Origin of the sequence: Kitasatospora sp. MAA4 (genome assembly GCF_029893355.1) — a bacterium.
In the GTDB taxonomy this organism is placed as follows: Bacteria; Actinomycetota; Actinomycetes; order Streptomycetales; family Streptomycetaceae; genus Kitasatospora.
The window spans coordinates 199,793-218,124 of sequence record NZ_JARZAI010000007.1; the positions used below are offsets into that span (position 1 = coordinate 199,793).

Genomic DNA, 18,332 nt, shown 5'->3' on the forward strand with positions numbered 1-18,332 from the left:
CGGCCATGGTGACTTTCGATCAACTCCGCAGCGTCGACCTCAGCAGCCTGGGGGCGGTGGCCACCGACTTCGAGCAGCTGGTGCAGAAGTGGGACCTGTCGTCCGCGCTGGCCACCGACGTGATCACGCCGCTACAGGGCTCCGGCTGGACCGGCCCGGCCTCGGATGCCGCCGCTGGTGTGCTCACCCGCACCCGGACCCAACTTGACCTGGGTTTCGACGAGGCCAGTGCGCTGGCCCGCGCCCTGCGCGACGCGCACACCCAATTCGCCGCCGCCCAGCAGGCGTTGCAGGCTGTCCTGGACGACGCCGGCAAGCAGAGCCTGACCGTGGACGCGGCTGGCGCCGTCCACTGGCCGCCGGCAGTGGCCCAGGCGGACAAGCACGATCCGGACTACGCCAGTACCTACCAGGACAAGGCGCAGGCGATCGCGCAGCGGATCACCGCCGTGCTCGCGACGGCCACCGAGGCCGACGCCGCCGCGGCGGCTGCCCTCGCGGCCGACACCGGCAGCGGCACCAGCGCCTTCAACAGCACACCGCTGGGCGGCATACCCGAGGAGGAGGCGAAGCAGGCCACCGACCTGCTGAGCCTGGGCAGTAAGGCCACGGATGCCCAAGTCGCGCAACTCGACCAGCTGTTGAAGGATCACGCGGGTGATCCCCGGTTCACCACCGCCTTCTACGGTTCGCAGGACCCGAGCACCTTCCTCAGCAACTACGCGGCAATGGCCCAGAGCGCCGACTACGCGGGCAGCGCCGCCCGTTCGGCCTCGGTCAAGGACCTGGAGGCCAACCTCGGCCTCGCCCTGGCGAACGCCACCAACACCCAGAACCAGCCGCACGTTACCGACGCCTGGGAAGCCGCCCTGCGCAAGGCCGGCGCGAGCCACCTGTCGATGTACCCGGGGCAGCCGGCGGAGGGCCAGCCGTACGGCTACCAGATCCTCTCCAACCTTCTGCGCACCGGGAACTACGACCCGCACTTCCTCGACCCGGTCGCCGAGCACATCACCCAACTCAGCATGGCCAACCCGACCATGTGGGACTCGGTGGTCGTCCACCACGCTTACCCCTTCCAGGACATCCAGTTCCTGGGCCAGGACGGCACCGGCTTCAACCCGATGAGCGGCGTCCTGGACGCCCTGGGCCACAGCCCCGACGCCGCAACGCACTTCTTCCACGACCCGGCTACGCACTACGCCCCCGACGGGACTGCGCAGGGGCCGGCGGACCCGCCGATCAAGTACCTCGACGTCCTGACCAACAACGGCCCGGGAAACCTGGACAGCGGCTCGGCGTCTGTGCTGATGGATCGGGACTCCAGCATCAACCAGCACCCGAGCACCGGCCTGCCATTCCCCGGCGAGACGACGGCGCTTGGCCACGCCCTGGAGGCGGCCACCGTCGGCATCCCGTACGACGCGACGAACGCCGCACTGCCGCCGCACACCGCGGCGATGAGTTCGGTGATGAGTGACGTGGTGAGCAAGTTCGGGCACGGAGACGGTCCGAAGATGCTGAGCGGGCCCGGCGCGCTGTTCACGAACCTGAACGGCAGCCTGGGGAACATGACGGCGGCCTACATCGGAGACGTTCAGACGGCCGTGGTGGGAGGAGTGGCCCCGATGCCCAGCTTCGGCGCCCCGGCCAACCTGGAGAACGGCGACACCGTCAAGCTGCTGGCCACCCTGGGCCGCGACCCGGACGCCTACGGCAGCATCGTCCAGGCCCAGGAGGCGTACACCCGGGCCCAGGTCCAGGACGTCATGCTGCACAGCGCGAACCATCACGACCTGACGGCGGCGGTCGGCAATGCCGCACAGCCGGGCGGGACGGTCGAGGGCATCATGAGCGGTGCACGGGCGAACGAGGTCTTCCAAAACCAGCAGGTCAAGGACGCCGCCTACAACGCAAAGATCGATCAGAAGGCCGCCTGGGGGACCAAGGTCTGGGATCTGACGGGTGGCAATGAACTCGGCAAGGTGCCAGGCGGAAGCTACGTCAGCGGTCAGATCGACGGCTCGATCCAGAGCTACGCGGACCGCTTCAAGTCGGATCACGGGGGGTCGGCCCAGGACGAGTCTCTCCAGGACCTGCTGAAGGCCGGCTCGGGAGGCTCCGCTTCCGATTCGGTATTCGCTTCCGCAGGAACGACTCTGAGCCCGACGGATGTGAGCGACCTGGCGGCCTCGGCGTCGTCCAGGTCCACAGCGGGCTTCGACCACGGCCTCCTGATGTTCAACAACGGTGTCAACGGCGGTACTGGGACCGGACTCGGTGGCCCTGGCGCCGGAAGCAAGGGGTGACGGGATGTCGGAAGCCAGCGTTTCCGCCGGGACTGCGGAGAAGCCACGCCCATGGTGGCAACGGCGGTCTGTGATCGGACTCGTGGTTGCTGTGCTGGCCGCCGGTGGTGTGGTCACCGGGGTTTGGTGGAAGCCGTGGCAGTCGGTGGATCTGCCGGACAGCGCTTGCTGGGGCTCACTCTCGACCGCCGACTACAAGGCGCTTGCAGGATCCAGCGGCAAGGTCGGTGTCGCGCAGGACGGTGAGATCGACGGGCCGGTCGCGTATGCGGCGTTCATGGGCGATTGCAGGCTCTATGAGGTCGGTCGGGCGCCTGGCTACGACATCGTCGACGTCCAAGTGGACTCGGCGGAGACCGACGCAGGGCAGGCGTACTTGGCGCCGTTCGGTGACGGAACCGCCAAGGCGGTGAGTTTCGGTGCCGATGCCGACGGATGGATCACCCCCAGCGGGTCTGCCGTTGACGCCTACCTTCGCTGTGACTACCAGGCGGCCATCGCCACGAAGGAGACAGCCAATCCCTTTGTCCGAGTACTGGTCTCCGGGACACTTGGACTCTCAGCGTCGTCGGCGGCCCAGGTCCGGCAGGCTCGCGTCGACATCGCGTGGAAGATGGCCAAGGCGGTGGCGCATCGGCTGCCCTGTTCCAACGCCGTGCGGTTCGCGGACGCACCGCCGACCGTTCCGACCGCGTAACGCTGACGGGGAAGTCGGCGTGGCCGACTTCCCCTGCCGGCTACCACCTGGCTTTCGCGCCAGGTGGCCTCAGATGGTCCAGTTGACGGGGTAGTTGACGATCGGGGCGAACGTCACGCCGGCTGCCTCCGACTCCCCGCGTGCGTCGACGACCATCTCCTTCAGCTGACCCATCTGCGCCGCGTGCTCGTCGGACTCCCAGACGCTGATGTTCACGGCCGAGCCCTCCGGCGAGACGCCCGCGTAGTAGTGGATGAGCCCCGGTAGCCGCTTGATGGCCGGGATCAGGTACTCCGAGGTCCTCGTGTTCATGGCGTCGACCTCGTCGAACCGGCTCGGGTCGAAGGTGCCGCGCGAGACGCGGACAACTGCGGTCGCGGGCAACGACTCTGTCATGGCGATCCTCCCCCTGGATGAATTACGTTCCGATGGTCTATCGTAATGTAATGAGCAATCCGCAGGCAAGGGTCGGACGGCCGAGGAACCCGGCCGTGGACCGAGCGATCCTGTCGGCCGCTGCCCACCAGCTCGGCGAGTTCGGCTACGCCCGTATGTCGATGGAATCCGTGGCGACCGCCGCAGGCACCACCACGCCCAGCCTCCGACGCCGGTACCGGAACAAGGCGGAGCTGGTCGCCGCAGTGATCGGCTCGCTACGGGTCGAGGAACCGCCCTCCGGCGCCCCGACCCCCCGTGCCCACGCGCTGGCGATCCTGGAGAACTTCCACAGCAACCTGCGGGCCATCCCCGCGCTGGCCATCCTCGGATCGTTGCTGGCCGAGGAAGAGCGCCACCCGGAACTGCTTCACCTCTTCAAGACCCGCATCGTCGAACCGCGACGGGAGTTGCTCCGGCAAGCACTGGCGGCCGGCGACCTCCCGTACTCCGCCGACCTCGACGCGCTCACCAGCATGCTCATCGGCTCCTTCTACGGCCGCTACGTCACCATCGACGGCATCCCCGACGACTGGCCGAACCGCGTGCTGTGCGCCGTATGGCCAGCCGACACCAGCCCCGCGTCACCGCACCACGACGACAGTCTGTGACCGACATAGGCAGGCCCGAACCCAGAAATGATGCTGTGGGGGAAGTCGGCGTGGCCGACTTCCCCTTGCGGCTACCGGCGGCTGAGGGCGAGCAGGATGGCCGTCACGGTCAACACGCCGGTGGCGGAGACCGCGTAGGCCAGGGCGCGGGTGGGTGGTTCGGGGGGTGTGGGTGGGGGTTGGTTGGCGGGGTCGGGGTTCACTGGCGGTCGGCCGATGACCGTAGGGCGTTCGCGAGTTGGGTGATCTCGGCGGGGTGGAGGGGGCGGAGCTGGATGAGGAGGGTTCCGGTCTCGGTCAGGTGCCAGCCGGCGCCGAGGTCGGTGGCGTCGAGGTCCGCATGAGTGAAGGCTTCCGTCAACTCTGCGAGGGAGGCGGCGGCTTGGCGGCGGATGCTGGTCATGACGCGTCCGGGGCGGGCGGCTGGGCCAGCCAGCGCTGGTCGACCTCCCACTCGAAGCCGCCGCCCGGCGGGCGGAGGTAGATGAGGGTGCCGATGCGACCCATGAAGGTGCCGGTTCGGTGGTTGAGGGTGTCGTGGACCAACTCGCCGCGCCGGGTGGGGGTGTAGGGCGTGGCGGGCGGCTTGATGCCCATCTCGCTGACCTGCGAGTAGGCCGCTGCCAGGCGAAGTAGGGCTTCGGGTCTGCCGCCGCAGTCGGCCGGGCACTGGCACTCGGGGAAGGTGCGGTCGGAGGTCGGCTGAGGGGGGTGGTGGTGGGGGGCTTCTGCGATGACCTGATTGTCCGTCATGGTCTGCACTCCGTGCGTTCGCTGCCCATCGCACGGGGGTGGCGGTGGGTCCTTGCGGGCTGCGGCGGGAGTCGTTGACGCGGGTGCGGGCATGGCAGAGCACGCCCTTCGCGTCGGCCGGCTCGGCCGCTGCGCATGCTGTTACGGTAGCCCTACGCAGCGTGAGGTGGCAAGAGTGAAGGGTGCACGAATGTAGGGGTCTGCTGACGCGGGCGGCCCCGCCGGGCGACGGGAGGGGCCGCAGGCTGCGTCAGATGCCGAAGTGGTCGAATTCCCCGCGCTTGACGCCTTCGATCCACAGGGCGAATTTCTTGGGAGAGGTGACGATGATCGAGTCCGGCTCGTCGGACTCCCGGATCTCGATCATTCCGGCACTGTTCACCGTAACCTCAACGGAGTCTCCGCCGTCCTGGGTGCTGGTCGACGACTTCTGCCATCGCTGAATCGGCATTCCTTACCTTCCCATTTCAAGGCTGTGCTTGACGTGCTGAACTACTGCCCACGAATCCCGTGTCGAGTTGGGTTGCGTGGAGATCTGTGCGCTGCCGGATTGGAGTGCCAGCCGACTGAGATCGGCAAACCTGCTCCGGTATTTCTCCAGAACCTCTGGCGAGTCTGTGAATTCAGATGCACCGGGGTGGTCGATCACTACGGTTGAAAGCTCTCGCGACCCTGGATCAGTCATCATGAACGGACCGCTGTATGGCGGTGTGGCTTGGACGCTGAACGGGTAGATCTGAATCTCAATGTTCGGCAGTTCCCACAAGTGGAGAAGGTGTGCGAGTTGGCGATGCATTGCTCCCGGCCCGGCAAATGACATCAGCAGCGCGGCCTCATGGATCACGAAAGAGAACTTGGTCTGATTCGAATCGGTGAGGATGGCCTGCCGATCCAGTCGGAACCTGACGGAGTTCTCGATCTGCTCAGAAGGGAGGGAGGTCTCGCCATTCTCGAAGAGGCGCCGAATGTACTCTTCGGTCTGAAGAAGTCCCGGCATGAAAAATGTTTGGTAGCTGAGATATTGAGAGAGTCCGCCTCCCTCCAGCTCTGCCAGGTCGAGTGCAAAGTCTGGAACCTTGCGCTTGTAGGCGCTCCACCAGCCTTTTCCATCGCTCGCACCCATCGCCACAAGCAGGTCGAGATGGGTTTCATCTGTGCAGCCGTAAGCCGCTGCCAGGGCGCGAAGCCTGATCTCGTCCAATCCCGTCCGGGCGGCCTCGATGTGGTTGAGCTGTGGGCCGCGCATGTTGATGTGTGCCGCCGCATCCTGCACTGCCAGGCCGGCGGCGAGGCGAAGTCGGCGGAGCTCGATGCCGAATCGCCGCTGACGCTCGCTGATGTGGGCTCGCAGTGCCAAGGCTGGGTCCTTCCTTTCGAGGGCAGGGGAAGTCTTGCGCGGTGGAGCGCGTCGGCGCCACTCGCTCGAAAGGTTCAACTTAGCCGCTTGCCGCGAGCGGGTTGCACGAATGAAACGGAGCCGCCGACCAGTTAGGTCGGCGGCTCCGGCAGTTGTCCCTGCTGGGTTACACCAGGCTCTCGCGCCAGGCGGTGTGGAGGGTGGCGAAGCGGCCCGTGCCGGTGATGAGGTCGGCGGGGGTGCCGTCCTCCACGATGCGGCCGGACTCCATGACCAGGACGCGGTCGGCGATCTCCACGGTGGAGAGGCGGTGGGCGATGATGACGGCGGTGCGGCCGGAGAGGACGGTCTGCATGGCGCGCTGGACGGCCTGTTCGCCGGGGATGTCCAGGGAGGAGGTCGCCTCGTCCAGGATCAGGACGGCGGGGTCGGCCAGCAACGCGCGGGCGAAGGCGACGAGTTGGCGCTGGCCGGCCGAGATGCGGCCGCCGCGCTTGCGGACGTCGGTGTCGAAGCCGTCCGGTAGGGCGGCGATGAACTCGTAGGCGCCGATCGCGCGGGCGGCCTCCTCCACCTCGGCGCGGGAGGCGCCGGGGCGGCCGATGGCGATGTTCTCGGCCACCGTGCCGGAGAAGAGGAACGACTCCTGGGTGACCATCACCACGCCGCGCCGCAGTTCCGCGCCGGTCAGGTCGCGCAGGTCCACGCCGTCCAGGGTGATCCGGCCGGACGTCGGGTCGTAGAACCGGGCGAGCAGCTTGGCCAGAGTGGACTTGCCGGCGCCGGTGGCGCCGACCACGGCGGTGGTCCGTCCGGAGGCGAGCACCAGGTCGAAGGGCGGCAGCACCTCCTTTCCCGTCCGGTAGGCGAAGCGGACGTCGTCGAAGACCACCTCGCGCCCCTTGCCGGTGGCGGCCGGCAGCGCGACCGGGGTGGTGGGTTCGGCGATCGAGGGCTGGTGGGCGAGCAGGCCGGCGATCTTCTCCAGGGCGGCGTGCGCGGACTGGTAGCTGTTGAGGAACATCGCCAGCTGGTCGATCGGGTCGTACAGCCGGCGCAGGTAGAGCACGAAGCCGGTGAGGATGCCCAGTTCGAGGCTGCCGTCGGTCACCAGGTAGGCGCCGACCAGCACCACGCCCGTGATCCACACGTTGGCGGCGGCCCGGGAGAACGCGACATAGCGGGCCATCTCCAGCAGGCCGTCCGCGTTGGAGACCGCGTACTGCCGGTTGACCTCGTCGAAGGCGGCGGTGTTGGCGGCCTCGCGGCGGAAGGCCTGCACCGGGCGGATGCCGTTCATCGTCTCGGTGAAGCGGACGATCACCGAGGCGACCGCCGTGCGCCCGCGCCGGTAGACCCGGCCGCTGCGGCGGCGGAACATCCGAACCAGCAGGTACATCGGCAAGAAGGAGGCGAGCGAGATCAGGCCCAGCCGCCAGTCCATCACCAGCAGGATGACGGCGATGTAGAAGACCGACAGGACGACCGAGAGCAGCTCCTGAAGACCCTCGTTGAGCAGCTCGCGCAGCGCGTCCACGTCGCTGGTCGCCCGCGAGATGATCCGGCCCGAGGTGTAGCGCTCGTGGAAGTCCAGGCCGAGCAGCTGGGCGTGCCGGAAGATCCGGGTGCGCAGCTCCAGCAGGATGTCCTGGTTGAGCAGGCCGGTGACCCGGATGAACGAGCGTTGCAGCAGCGTGCTGAGCGCCGCGCAGCCGAGGTATCCGGCGGTGACGGCGATCAGCGGGCCGCTGTCGTGGTGGCGCAGCGCGGGGATGCCCCGGTCGATGGCGACGGCGACCAGCAGCGGGCCGGACTGCAGCGCGGCCTGCTGGACCAGGATCATCAGCATCGCGACGATCACCCGGCGCCGGTGCGGCCCGAGCAGCGAGCGCAGCAGCACGCGGGCGGCGCCGGGTGGGACGGGGATGTCCTCGCCGTCGGCCGTGGTCGGCTCCTCCAGTACGGCGGTGGCGGTGGTCATCGGGCCACGCTCTCTTCCAGGGCACTGTGACCCGACATCAGCTCCCGGTAGGCGGGGCAGGATTCCAGCAGATCGTGGTGGGTGCCGACGGCCAGGATCCGGCCCTCGTCCAGTACGGCCACCCGGTCGGCGAGCATGACGGTGCTCGGCCGGTGCGCCACCACCAGGGCGGTGGTGGTGCCCAGCACCTCGCGCAGCGCCTGCTCGACCAGCGCCTCGGTGTGCACGTCCAGCGCGGAGAGCGGGTCGTCCAGCACCAGGAACTCCGGGTCGCCGACGACCGCCCGGGCCAGCGCCAGGCGCTGGCGCTGGCCGCCGGACAGGCTCAGGCCCTGCTCGCCGACCTCGGTGTCCACGCCGTGCGGCAGCTGCTGGACGAAGCCGGCCTGCGCGGTGCTCAGCGCCCGGTCCAGCGCGGCCTGCGGGGCGTCGGGCGCGCCCATCAGGACGTTCTCGCGGACCGTGGCCGAGAACAGCGTGGGCTCCTCGAAGGCCACCGCGACCACCTCGCGCAGCCGGGCGCGGGAGAGCGTGCGGATGTCCCGGCCGTCCACCGTGATGGTGCCCTCGGTCGCGTCGTAGAGCCGGGGGATCAGCGCGGTCAGCGTGGTCTTGCCGCTGCCGGTCGCGCCGACCAGGGCCATCGTCTCGCCGCGCCGGATGTGCAGGTCGATGCCCTGAAGCAGGTCGGGGCTGTCGGCCGGGGCGTCGGGGTAGCGGAACCGCACGCCGGTGAAGCGGATGCCGTCGCCGTTCGGCTCGGCGGCCGTGCCGTGGCCGTCCTCCTCCTCGGGGGTGTCCATCACCTCGAAGAAGCGGTCGGCCGCGGTGCCGGCCTCGTTGCTGTACGCGAGCAGCCAGCCCATCGACTCGACCGGCCAGCGCAGCGCCAGCGCGGTGGAGAGGAAGGCGACGAGCGTTCCCGCGGTCATCTCGTCGTGGGCGACCAGGACGGCGCCGACCGCCAGCGAGCAGCCGAGCGCCACCTCGGGCAGGCCGACGATCACCGCCCAGAGGTTGGCGAGCATCCGGGCCTTGTGCAGCTCGGTGCCGCGCAGCCGCTCGGCCTGCGCGCCGAAGCGCTGCGCCATGGTGCGCTGGCGGCCGAAGGACTTGAGGATCCGGATGCCGAGCACCGACTCCTCGAGGACGGTGGCCAGGTCGCCGTTCTGGTCCTGCGCGGTGCGGGCGGCCGAGGAGTAGCGCGACTCGAAGTAGTGGCACAGCACGATCAGCGGCACGGCCGGTCCCATCGCGATCAGCCCCAGCCGCCAGTCCAGCGCGAACATCAGCGCCGTACCGGCCAGGAACATCAGCGAGTTGACGACCAGGAAGACCAGCGGGAAGGCCAGGAAGAGCCGCAGGGTGTACATGTCCGAGGTGGCCCGGGAGAGCAGCTGCCCGGACGGCCAGCGGTCGTGGAAGGAGACCGGCAGCCGCTGCAGCTTGCCGTACAGGTCGCCGCGCATGGTGGCCTCGACCCGGGAGAGCGGACGGGCGACCAGGACCCGGCGCAGCCCGAAGAGGCCGGCCTCGGCCAGGCCGAGCACCAGCAGCAGCGCGACCAGCGGCCACAGCGCGCCGAGGTCGTGGTGGGCGATCGGCCCGTCCACGATCCGCCCCAGCACCAGCGGGACCACCAGCACGGTGGAGGAGGCCACCATCGCGCTGGCGACCGAGCCCGTCAGGTACCAGCGGATCGGGCGCGCGTACGTCCGGAGCCTGAGCAGCGACCGGACCGTGGACCTTGTGGGTGCGACGGCGGGCGCGGGCGAGCGGGGGTTCTGGTTCTCGTCCATCGCCGTGAGGGTAGGCCGGGGCACCGACATTTCTCACCAGGTTTTTGGCCCCTGGACGCCCCGGACGCACAGAACCGGCCACTCCCGCCCGTCACTCGCCCCCGGACATCCGCAGCAGTCTCAGCGAACGGGCCGCCAGCGCACCGGTTTCCTGGCCCGCGGTGTCCAGCAGGGTCTCGTACGGGCCGCCCTGCGGCAGCACGAACTCGACTGCGCCGGCCGAGGCGTTGAGCAGTAGCAGGAAGCTGTCGTCGCGCAGCGGGCAGCCGTGCTGGTCGCGCTCCGACATCGCGCTGCCGGCCAGCAGCATGCCGAGCACCGCGGTCGGCGTGAACCAGTCGCGCTCGGTCATCTCCGCGCCCTGCGGCGTGAACCAGGTCAGGTCGCGCCGCCCGCCGGGCACCGCGGCGCGTCCGGAGAAGAACGCGCGCTGGCGCAGTACGGGGTGCTCGCGGCGCAGCCGGATCAGCCGGGCGGTCAGCTCCCGCAGCTCGCGCCAGTCGGGCTGCTCCAGCAGCGACCAGTCCACCCAACTGGTCTCGTTGTCCTGGCAGTAGGCGTTGTTGTTGCCGCCCTGGGTCCGGCCGAACTCGTCGCCGGCGGTGATCATCGGGACGCCGGAGGCCAGCAGCAGGGTCGCCATCAGGTTGCGCAGCTGACGGTGCCGCAGCTCCAGCACGGCGGGGTCGGTGCTCTCGCCCTCGGCGCCGCAGTTCCAGGACCGGTTGTCGCCGGTGCCGTCCCGGCCGTCCTCGCCGTTGGCGTCGTTGTGCTTCTCGTTGTACGAGACCAGGTCGCGCAGTGTGAAACCGTCGTGCGCGGTGACGAAGTTGACCGAGGCGTAGGGGCGGCGGCCGGCCTGCTGGTAGAGGTCGGACGATCCGGAGAGCCGGTAGCCGAGCTCGCGCACGTCGGGCCTGGCGCCGCGCCAGAAGTCGCGGACGGTGTCGCGGAACTTGTCGTTCCACTCGGCCCAGAGCGGCGGGAAACCGCCGACCTGGTAGCCGCCGTACCCGACGTCCCAGGGCTCGGCGATCAGCTTCACCCGGCTGAGCAGCGGGTCCTGGGAGACCGCGGACAGGAACGGGTGGTTCATCTCGACGCCGTCGCTGCCGCGGGCCAGCGCCGCGGCCAGGTCGAAGCGGAAGCCGTCCACGCCCATCTCGGTGACCCAGTAGCGCAGTGAGTCGGTGATCAGCCGGACCACCTGCGGCTGCCGGGTGTCCAGGGTGTTGCCGCAGCCGGTGAAGTCGGAGTAGCCGCGGTTGCCGCGGCCCAGCCGGTAGTAGCCGGCGTTGTCGATGCCGCGCAGCGAGAGGCTGGGGCCGTTCTCGTTGCCCTCGGCGGTGTGGTTGTAGACCACGTCGAGGATCACCTCGATGCCGGCCCGGTGCAGCGCGCGGACCATCCGCTTGAACTCGCCGACCTGCTGGCCGCGGGTGCCGGAGGAGGAGTAGCCGCCGTGCGGGGCGAAGTAGCCGATCGAGTTGTAGCCCCAGTAGTTGGTCAGACCGTTGCGGCTGAGGTGGTCCTCGTGGGCGAACTGGTGGACCGGCAGCAGCTCGACGGCGGTGACGCCGAGCCCGCGCAGGTACTCGACGGCGGCCGGGTGGGCCAGGCCCGCGTACGTGCCGCGCAGCGCGGGCGGGATGCCGGGGTGGCGCATGGTGAAACCCCGCACGTGCAGCTCGTAGATGACGGTCTCGGCCCACGGGGTCTTCGGGCGCCGGTCGTCGGACCAGTCGTCGTCGTCGTGCACCACCACGCTCTTGGCGACGTACGGCGCGGAGTCGCGGTTGTCCCGGACGGTGTCGGCGACCTCCGGCTCGGGCCAGTCGCGCACCGAGCCGCCGCAGGCGTCGTGCCCGGTGAACACGCCGTCCACCGCGCGGGCGTACGGGTCGAGCAGCAGCTTGGCCGGGTTCCAGCGGGCGCCGGTCCACGGGTCCCAGCGGCCGTGCACCCGGTAGCCGTAGCGCTGGCCGGGGCGGACGCCGGGCAGGTAGCCGTGCCAGGTCTGGAAGGTCTGCTCGGTGAGCGGGTGTCTGGTCTCGCGGCCGTCCTCGTCGAAGAGACAGAGCTCGACCGCCTCGGCGCCGCCGGCCCAGAGCGCGAAGTTGGTGCCGTCGGTGCCCGAGGGGTCGTGTCGGTAGCGGGCGCCGAGCGGTTGCCAGCTGCCCGGCCAGGGGGCTTCGGGGGGCAGGTGGGCGGCGGCGCCGGCGGGCGCCGGGGAGTGACCCGGGCCGATCCTCAGTTCCTGCCCTGCCGTCATGGGCGCATCCTCCGATGGCTTCTGCGCGCTGCCCGGCTCGGCAGTCGCGACGTGCTGGTGTCCGCTGGGTGAAATCGTTCCCTCGTGTCCCAGTCGGAATCCGATGCGCCCTCGCCTTCGTTGAGCCGTCACCGAAACCCGCACCGGACCCTGCACGGAACCCCGCACTGAACCCTTCACTGAACCGGCACTCCCCTCCCGCCGAGGATTCACTCATTCGGCCCCGTTATCCTGACGCTCGCGCGGGCCCCCGAGGTGCCCGCGGAGAGCTGTCCGGCCGCTGCAACCGAGCCGGACGACCACGCGTGTAAGCAGCGTGGGCAACGGGAGGGGAGCAGCCGAGTGAAGTCGGTGGAGGCGGCCGACGCCGCGAGACGCATCGGGGCGAGACCCGAGGTGCCGTACGCCACGCGAGCGCGAGCGGCTGGATGACGAGCTGGAGCGCCTGGTAGCTCCGCGGCGACGCGGTGGCTCGGTCCCTTGGGCGGCAGGGGGCCTTCGTTCAAGGTGCAACCAATCAGCCGTCACAACGCGTTTATGAGCTGGGTACGAGAAGGCGGAGGCGACTCATGAAGTCGATACGGGTGGTTATGGCGGTCGGCGGTCTCCTGCTGGCGACCGCGTGCAGCAGTGGCGGCACCGGGGGCACCACCGGCGCGGGCGGGAGCGGGGGCGGCGGCGCGTCCGGTCAGCCCGGGACGGTGGCGTCCTCGTCGCAGGCCAAGACCTCGGCGGCGGTGGTCGACATCGAGCCCAAGGACGGCAGCACCGGTGTCGCGCCGAGCGGCGCGCTGAAGGTGTCGGTGGCCAGCGGCAAGCTGACCCAGGTGGCCGTGACGGCCCCGGACGGCAGCGCGGTGGCCGGCACGCTCGCGCCCGACGGGTCGAGCTGGACGCCGGCCGCAGGCCTGTCGGTGAGCTCGACCTACAAGGTGGCCGCGCAGGCGACCGACGCCAACGGCGTGGCGTCGACCACCAACAGCACCTTCACCACGCTGACCCCGAAGAAGACCGCGGGCAGCCAGGACAACATCACCACCGGTGCCACCTACGGCGTCGGCATGATCATCCAGATCCAGTTCGGCCAGATGGTCAAGAACAAGGCGGCGGTGGAGAAGGCGGTCACCGTCGAGGCCTCCGACGGCTCGGTGGTCAAGGGCCACTGGTTCAACGAGGACAACTGGTTCGAGCTGCGCCCGCAGGCGTACTGGAAGCCGGGCACCACCGTCAAGGTGCACCTGCGGCTGAAGAGCGTCGAGATCTCGCCCGGCGTCTACGGCGGTGCGGCCTCCGACCGCGACGAGTCCTTCACCATCGGCCGCTCGCAGGTCAGCACGGTTGACGCGGCCACCCACCAGATGACGGTGGTCACCGACGGCCGGGCCAACCGGGTCATCCCGATCACCTCGGGCGCCTCCAGCCCGGCGAACTGGGCGACCTACAACGGCACCATGGTGATCGAGCGCAAGGAGGGGACGGTCGAGATGAAGTCGGCCTCCGTTCCGAACCTCGGAGGTACGCCGTACGACGAGAAGGTGCCGGACTCGATGCGGCTGACCGACACCGGCACGTACGTGCACGGCAACTACTGGGCGGGCGGCGCCTTCGGGCACGAGAACGTCAGCCACGGCTGCGTCGGCCTGCAGGACGTCGAGGGCGGCAGCCCCGACTCGGTCGCGGGCAAGATGTACGCGGACTCGATCGTCGGCGACGTGGTGATCGTCAAGAACTCGGTCGGCACGCAGGTCGACCCGGGCAACGGTCTGAGCGGTTGGAACATCAACTGGAACAACTGGTAGCCATTCTGTGACGTTAAAAGTGTGACAATCGGTTCGGCCCAATGCGTTTTCGGGTCGGACCGATTTGTCGTTCCGGCACAGTGCAGCGCAGTGGGAACGAGCAGGCACGGACGGGACAGGGGCAGGGGCAGATGAGAATGCGCTCGATACGCGTGGGAGCGGCACTGGCAGTGGGCGGCACGCTGCTGCTGGCCACGGCGTGCGGAGGTAACGGCGGCGGGACCTCCGCCTCCGCTGACGGAAAGCCGGCCGCAGGGGGTGGCGCGGGCACCCCGTCCGCCGCGCCGGCCTCCTCGGCCGCACCGAAGACCTCGGCGGCCGTGGTCGACATCGAGCCCAAGGACGGCGCGCAGGACGTCGCCCCGACCGGCGCTCTGAAGGTCTCGGTGTCCAGCGGCAAGCTCACCCAGGTCGCGGTGACGGACAAGGACGGCAACGCGGTCGCCGGAACCCTCGCCGCGGACGGCCTCAGCTGGCTCCCGGCCGCCGGCCTCGCGGTCTCCTCGCAGTACAAGGTCAGCGCCCAGGCGGCCGACGCCAAGGGCGTGGTGGCCACCTCCAACAGCACGTTCAGCACGCTGACCCCCGCCAGGACCTCCCGCAGCCAGGACAACATCACCACCGGCGCCACCTACGGCGTCGGGATGATCATCTCGATCAACTTCGGTCAGCCGGTGAAGAACCAGGACGCGGTGGAGAAGGCGATCACCGTCGACGCGGGCGGCACCGAGGTCAAGGGCCACTGGTTCGGCAACCAGCGCCTGGACCTGCGCCCGCAGGAGTTCTGGAAGCCCGGCACCAAGGTCGCCCTGCACTTCCGGCTGAAGAGCGTCGAGACCTCACCCGGTGTCTACGGCAACTCGGACCGCGACGAGTCCTTCACCATCGGCCGCTCGCAGATCAGCACAGTGGACGACGCCGCCCACGAGATGACCGTCCAGCGCGACGGCCAGCCGGCCCAGACCATCGAGATCAGCGCCGGATCCGCCCAGCACCCGACCTACAACGGCACGATGGTGATCGAGGCCAAGGAGGGCACCGCCCGGATGACCTCCGCCTCGGTCCCTGGCCTCAAGCCGGGCGAGTACGACATCCAGGCGCCGCACTCGATGCGGCTCACCGACTCGGGCACCTACGTGCACGGCAACAACTGGTCCTCGCACGGCACCTTCGGCTCCGCGAACGTCAGCCACGGCTGCGTCGGCCTGGAGGACACCGCGGGCGACGGCAGCTCCAACTCCTCCGCGGGGAAGTTCTATGACGCCTCGCTGGTGGGAGATGTCGTGAAGGTCGTCAACTCCAAGGGCGCCGCAGTTGTCCCCGACAACGGCCTGAGCGGCTGGAACATGTCCTGGGCCACCTGGTAGAGCGACGCCCATTGCTCGGGTCATATGCCAATTGAATAGTGATCGTTTCGTCATTGTCCGTACGCGCCCGCTTGCAAGCCGCAATGATGGGCGCATGGCGGGATGGGGCGAAGTGGATCAGTCATCACATCTCGGGCCCGGTCCGGTTGTCGACGCCCTCGCGGGCGGCGGACAGCCGGCACTGAGGGCCCTGGAACGACTCTCCTCGCGGGAGCTGGAACGGGTGGTGCTGCCCCGGCTCAGCGACCCGGCGTCCGAGGAGGAGGTGAGGCTTCCGTCCCGCCGCTCCTCGGCGCCGGTGGCGCGCCGGCTGGTGCTCTCCGTCCTGCAGTCCTGGGGACTCCACCCGCTCCTGGAGGTCGGCGAGTTACTCACCGGCGAGCTGGTCGCCAACGCCGTCCGGCACACCGGCGGCCGCACCATCGGCCTGCGCCTGCTGCGCCGCCCCGGCTGGCTGCGCGTCGAGGTCCGCGACTCCTCCCGCGCCCTGCCCTGCCGCATCGTCGCCGAACCCGGCGCCGACTGCGGCAACGGCCTCCTCATCGTGGACACCCTCGCCGACCGCTGGGGCGCCGACCTCCTGCCGCGCGGCAAGGGCGTCTGGTTCGAACTCAAGGTCCGCGAAAGAGCCTAGGTGCCCGGCTGGCGATCGTGCGGAAGGGCGGGGCGGGTGACCGGCACGACGGTCAGGAGTGTCTCCAAACCCTTGAAGTCGTCGGGGTTGGTGGTGAACAGAGGAAGGTCCTCGGCGACGGCGATGGCGGCGATCATCAGGTCGGCCACGCGCCTTCGCGGTTTCCGCCCCGCGCCGATCACGGCGGCGCAGATCCGGCCGTAGATGCGTGCGGCCTCCGTATCGAAGGGGATGGGGTCGAACTCGTTCTCGGCACGTTGGAGGACGTCGAGTCGGCGGGCTCGCTCCGCGTATTCGTCGTAGTCGGCCTGCTCCTCGTTCCGCCGGACCTCGTGCGGTCCGGCGGACAGCTCAGCCAGGGTGATCGCGCTGATGGCCATCTCGATCGGGAGCTCGGCCGGGTCCACCCAGCGACGCAGGATCATGATGTTGGTGTCGAGCAGACCTCGGTCATGTTCAACGGGCATAGGGATCGTCCGTCTCCTGTGCCGCCGTGGCGTCCTGATCCGCCCGGAAGGCATCCAGGGAGATGCCGGGTGCGCTGCGTGACATCGCGGCGAACTCCGCCCGAGGAACGAAGCGCCTGCGGCGCTTAAGTGGGATCAACTCGCCGATGCGGTGGCCGTCACGGGTGACGGTGAACGACTGGCCGGCCTCGACGGCATCCATGATCTCTCTCGACCTGCTGCGCAGGTCCCGCTGGGTGATCTCCGGTTGCGCTGTCATGCCACCAGCCTAGCGAGGTGTGCTACGTGGTGCTACGGGGTTGCACTCCCGCGGAAGGCTCGGCAGGTGACGTACGGCGAGGCTCCGATGGGATGACCGCCTAGCACTCGATGACGTTGACCGCCAGGCCGCCGCGGGAGGTCTCCTTGTACTTGACCTTCATGTCGGCGCCGGTCTCCTTCATCGTCTTGATCGCCTTGTCCAGCGAGACGTGGTGGCGGCCGTCGCCGCGCAGGGCCATCCGGGCCGCGGTGATCGCCTTGACGGAGGCCATGCCGTTGCGCTCGATGCAGGGGATCTGGACCAGGCCGCCGACCGGGTCGCAGGTGAGCCCGAGGTTGTGCTCGATGCCGATCTCGGCGGCGTTCTCGACCTGCTCGGGGGTGCCGCCGAGAACCTCGGCGAGACCGCCGGCGGCCATCGAGCAGGCCGAGCCGACCTCGCCCTGGCAGCCGACCTCGGCGCCGGAGATGGAGGCGTTCTCCTTGAAGAGCATGCCGATGGCGCCGGCGGCGAGGAGGAAGCGGACGATGCCCTCGTCGTCGGCGCCGGGGATGAAGTTCTGGAAGTAGTGCAGCACGGCGGGGATGATGCCGGCGGCGCCGTTGGTGGGGGCGGTGACGACGCGCTGGCCGGAGGCGTTCTCCTCGTTGACGGCCATCGCGTAGAGGGTGACCCACTCCATCGCGTTGGCCGGGCCGATGCCCTCGGCGCGCATCGCGCGGGCGCCCGCGGCGGCGCGGCGGCGGACCTTCAGGCCGCCCGGCAGGATGCCCTCGCGTGACATGCCGGCGCTGACGCACTCCTTCATCACGCCCCAGATCTCCAGCAGGCCGGCGTGGATCTCGGCCTCGGTGCGCCAGGCCTTCTCGTTCTCCAGCATCAGGCCGGAGATGGACAGGCCGGTCTCCCGGGTGAGCCGCAGCAGCTCCTCGCCGGTGCGGAAGGGGTAGCGCAGCGCGGTGTCGTCCGGGACGACGCGGTCGGCGCCGATGGCGTCCTCGTCCACCACGAAGCCGCCGCCGACCGAGTAGTAGGTCTTCTCCAGCACCACCGCGCCGGCCGCGTCGTGCGCGACCAGCGTCATGCCGTTGGCGTGGTAGGGCAGCGAGCGGCGGCGGTGCAGCACCAGCTGGGTGTCGAAGTCGAAGGCGATCAGGTGGGTGCCGAGCAGGCTGAGCTGCTTGGTCTCCTTGATCCGCTCGACGTCCAGGTCCGCCTTGGCGACGTCGACCGTGCGCGGCGAGTTGCCCTCCAGGCCCAGCAGGACGGCCTTCGGCGTGCCGTGGCCGTGTCCGGTGGCGCCGAGCGAGCCGAACAGCTCGGCCTTGACGGCGGTCACCCGGTCCAGCAGTTCCTCGGACCGCAGCCGGCGGGCGAACATCCGGGCCGCGCGCATCGGGCCGACCGTGTGCGAGCTGGAGGGGCCGATGCCGATGGAGAAGAGGTCGAAGACGCTGAGGGCCACGGGGGTGACGTCCTTGTCTGGCTCGTGGAGTTCCCGCCCGGAGGTCGGGGGCAGGGCGTGCAAGTGCATGGGACGGGGCACCGGCTCACGTTCCAGTGTGCGCGGTGCCCCGTGGAATCGGGCC

The 18,332-nt window shown here is 69.6% G+C and carries 18 protein-coding genes; 6 read left to right on the plus strand and 12 right to left on the minus strand.

The window, feature by feature from the left end; all coding sequences use genetic code 11:
• The first annotated feature begins 5 nt into the window (after positions 1-5).
• Both P3T37_RS12500 and P3T37_RS12505 read left to right on the plus strand, forming a co-directional pair.
• Positions 6-2,309, plus strand: coding sequence for a DUF6571 family protein (locus P3T37_RS12500; protein ID WP_280723613.1), 2,304 nt, complete (start codon positions 6-8; stop codon positions 2,307-2,309).
• An 82-nt stretch (positions 2,310-2,391) separates the two neighbouring features.
• Complete coding sequence (locus tag P3T37_RS12505) at positions 2,392-3,006, plus strand: hypothetical protein (protein ID WP_280723614.1); 615 nt, start codon at positions 2,392-2,394, stop codon at positions 3,004-3,006.
• 69 nt (positions 3,007-3,075) lie between these two features.
• Here the strand turns inward: P3T37_RS12505 and P3T37_RS12510 are convergent, their stop codons facing one another.
• The gene (locus tag P3T37_RS12510) at positions 3,076-3,402 is read right to left on the minus strand and encodes a hypothetical protein (protein ID WP_280723615.1); all 327 of its coding nucleotides are present in this window, start codon (positions 3,400-3,402) and stop codon (positions 3,076-3,078) included.
• 95 nt (positions 3,403-3,497) lie between these two features.
• Here P3T37_RS12510 and P3T37_RS12515 point away from each other — a divergent pair, with 95 nt between their 5' ends.
• Positions 3,498-4,052, plus strand: a complete 555-nt coding sequence (locus tag P3T37_RS12515) for a TetR/AcrR family transcriptional regulator (RefSeq protein WP_280723616.1) — start codon at positions 3,498-3,500, stop codon at positions 4,050-4,052.
• A gap of 71 nt (positions 4,053-4,123) precedes the next feature.
• On the opposite strand, the gene P3T37_RS12520 is transcribed toward P3T37_RS12515, so the two are convergent.
• The 8 genes from P3T37_RS12520 to glgX all read right to left on the minus strand — a co-directional run bounded on the left by P3T37_RS12520 (position 4,124) and on the right by glgX (position 12,214).
• Entirely contained in the window at positions 4,124-4,255 is a 132-nt protein-coding gene (locus P3T37_RS12520; RefSeq protein ID WP_280723617.1) for a hypothetical protein, read from the minus strand.
• Entirely contained in the window at positions 4,252-4,455 is a 204-nt protein-coding gene (locus tag P3T37_RS12525; RefSeq protein WP_280723618.1) for a hypothetical protein, read from the minus strand. The genes P3T37_RS12520 and P3T37_RS12525 overlap by 4 nt, the downstream gene beginning before the upstream one ends.
• Positions 4,452-4,805, minus strand: a complete 354-nt coding sequence (locus P3T37_RS12530; protein ID WP_280723619.1) for a hypothetical protein — start codon at positions 4,803-4,805, stop codon at positions 4,452-4,454. The genes P3T37_RS12525 and P3T37_RS12530 overlap by 4 nt, the downstream gene beginning before the upstream one ends.
• 250 nt (positions 4,806-5,055) lie before the next feature.
• Entirely contained in the window at positions 5,056-5,256 is a 201-nt protein-coding gene (locus P3T37_RS12535) for a DUF397 domain-containing protein (RefSeq protein WP_280723620.1), read from the minus strand.
• A gap of 3 nt (positions 5,257-5,259) precedes the next feature.
• Positions 5,260-6,162, minus strand: coding sequence for a helix-turn-helix transcriptional regulator (locus P3T37_RS12540; RefSeq protein ID WP_280723621.1), 903 nt, complete (start codon positions 6,160-6,162; stop codon positions 5,260-5,262).
• Positions 6,163-6,328: 166 nt separating this feature from the next.
• Positions 6,329-8,143 carry an ABC transporter ATP-binding protein gene (locus tag P3T37_RS12545; RefSeq protein ID WP_280723622.1) on the minus strand — a complete coding sequence of 605 codons (1,815 nt, stop codon included), beginning with the start codon at positions 8,141-8,143 and terminating at the stop codon, positions 6,329-6,331.
• Complete coding sequence (locus tag P3T37_RS12550; protein WP_280723623.1) at positions 8,140-9,942, minus strand: ABC transporter ATP-binding protein; 1,803 nt, start codon at positions 9,940-9,942, stop codon at positions 8,140-8,142. The genes P3T37_RS12545 and P3T37_RS12550 overlap by 4 nt, the downstream gene beginning before the upstream one ends.
• A 91-nt stretch (positions 9,943-10,033) precedes the next feature.
• Positions 10,034-12,214 carry a glycogen debranching protein GlgX gene (glgX, locus tag P3T37_RS12555; RefSeq protein ID WP_280723624.1) on the minus strand — a complete coding sequence of 727 codons (2,181 nt, stop codon included), beginning with the start codon at positions 12,212-12,214 and terminating at the stop codon, positions 10,034-10,036.
• A gap of 569 nt (positions 12,215-12,783) precedes the next feature.
• On the opposite strand from glgX, the gene P3T37_RS12560 reads away from it, so the two are divergent.
• The 3 genes from P3T37_RS12560 to P3T37_RS12570 all read left to right on the plus strand — a co-directional run bounded on the left by P3T37_RS12560 (position 12,784) and on the right by P3T37_RS12570 (position 16,014).
• Positions 12,784-14,013: an Ig-like domain-containing protein gene (locus tag P3T37_RS12560; protein WP_280723625.1), complete on the plus strand. Its 1,230-nt coding sequence runs from the start codon at positions 12,784-12,786 to the stop codon at positions 14,011-14,013.
• Positions 14,014-14,150: 137 nt separating this feature from the next.
• Positions 14,151-15,380: an Ig-like domain-containing protein gene (locus P3T37_RS12565; RefSeq protein WP_280723626.1), complete on the plus strand. Its 1,230-nt coding sequence runs from the start codon at positions 14,151-14,153 to the stop codon at positions 15,378-15,380.
• Between the two features lie 112 nt (positions 15,381-15,492).
• The gene (locus tag P3T37_RS12570) at positions 15,493-16,014 is read left to right on the plus strand and encodes an ATP-binding protein (RefSeq protein ID WP_280723627.1); all 522 of its coding nucleotides are present in this window, start codon (positions 15,493-15,495) and stop codon (positions 16,012-16,014) included.
• Here P3T37_RS12570 and P3T37_RS12575 read toward each other — a convergent pair.
• The 3 genes from P3T37_RS12575 to P3T37_RS12585 form a co-directional block, all read right to left on the minus strand.
• Positions 16,011-16,481, minus strand: coding sequence for a type II toxin-antitoxin system VapC family toxin (locus tag P3T37_RS12575; protein WP_280723628.1), 471 nt, complete (start codon positions 16,479-16,481; stop codon positions 16,011-16,013). The genes P3T37_RS12570 and P3T37_RS12575 overlap by 4 nt on opposite strands.
• On the minus strand, positions 16,471-16,740 hold the full coding sequence (locus P3T37_RS12580; protein WP_184935462.1) for a type II toxin-antitoxin system prevent-host-death family antitoxin: 270 nt from the start codon (positions 16,738-16,740) through the stop codon (positions 16,471-16,473). The genes P3T37_RS12575 and P3T37_RS12580 overlap by 11 nt, the downstream gene beginning before the upstream one ends.
• Before the next feature lie 100 nt (positions 16,741-16,840).
• Positions 16,841-18,208, minus strand: coding sequence for an L-serine ammonia-lyase (locus P3T37_RS12585; RefSeq protein WP_280723675.1), 1,368 nt, complete (start codon positions 18,206-18,208; stop codon positions 16,841-16,843).
• Positions 18,209-18,332 lie beyond the last annotated feature (124 nt).

Coding starts and splice junctions, on each gene's coding strand:
- P3T37_RS12510 (WP_280723615.1), bottom strand. CDS start 3,402: ATGACAGAGTCGTTGCCCGCGACCGCAGTTGTCCGCGTCTCGCGCGGC.
- P3T37_RS12580 (WP_184935462.1), bottom strand. CDS start 16,740: ATGACAGCGCAACCGGAGATCACCCAGCGGGACCTGCGCAGCAGGTCG.
- P3T37_RS12575 (WP_280723628.1), bottom strand. CDS start 16,481: ATGCCCGTTGAACATGACCGAGGTCTGCTCGACACCAACATCATGATC.
- P3T37_RS12550 (WP_280723623.1), bottom strand. CDS start 9,942: ATGGACGAGAACCAGAACCCCCGCTCGCCCGCGCCCGCCGTCGCACCC.
- P3T37_RS12535 (WP_280723620.1), bottom strand. CDS start 5,256: ATGCCGATTCAGCGATGGCAGAAGTCGTCGACCAGCACCCAGGACGGC.
- P3T37_RS12500 (WP_280723613.1), top strand. CDS start 6: ATGGTGACTTTCGATCAACTCCGCAGCGTCGACCTCAGCAGCCTGGGG.
- P3T37_RS12530 (WP_280723619.1), bottom strand. CDS start 4,805: ATGACGGACAATCAGGTCATCGCAGAAGCCCCCCACCACCACCCCCCT.
- P3T37_RS12560 (WP_280723625.1), top strand. CDS start 12,784: ATGAAGTCGATACGGGTGGTTATGGCGGTCGGCGGTCTCCTGCTGGCG.
- P3T37_RS12545 (WP_280723622.1), bottom strand. CDS start 8,143: ATGACCACCGCCACCGCCGTACTGGAGGAGCCGACCACGGCCGACGGC.
- P3T37_RS12525 (WP_280723618.1), bottom strand. CDS start 4,455: ATGACCAGCATCCGCCGCCAAGCCGCCGCCTCCCTCGCAGAGTTGACG.
- P3T37_RS12565 (WP_280723626.1), top strand. CDS start 14,151: ATGCGCTCGATACGCGTGGGAGCGGCACTGGCAGTGGGCGGCACGCTG.
- glgX (WP_280723624.1), bottom strand. CDS start 12,214: ATGACGGCAGGGCAGGAACTGAGGATCGGCCCGGGTCACTCCCCGGCG.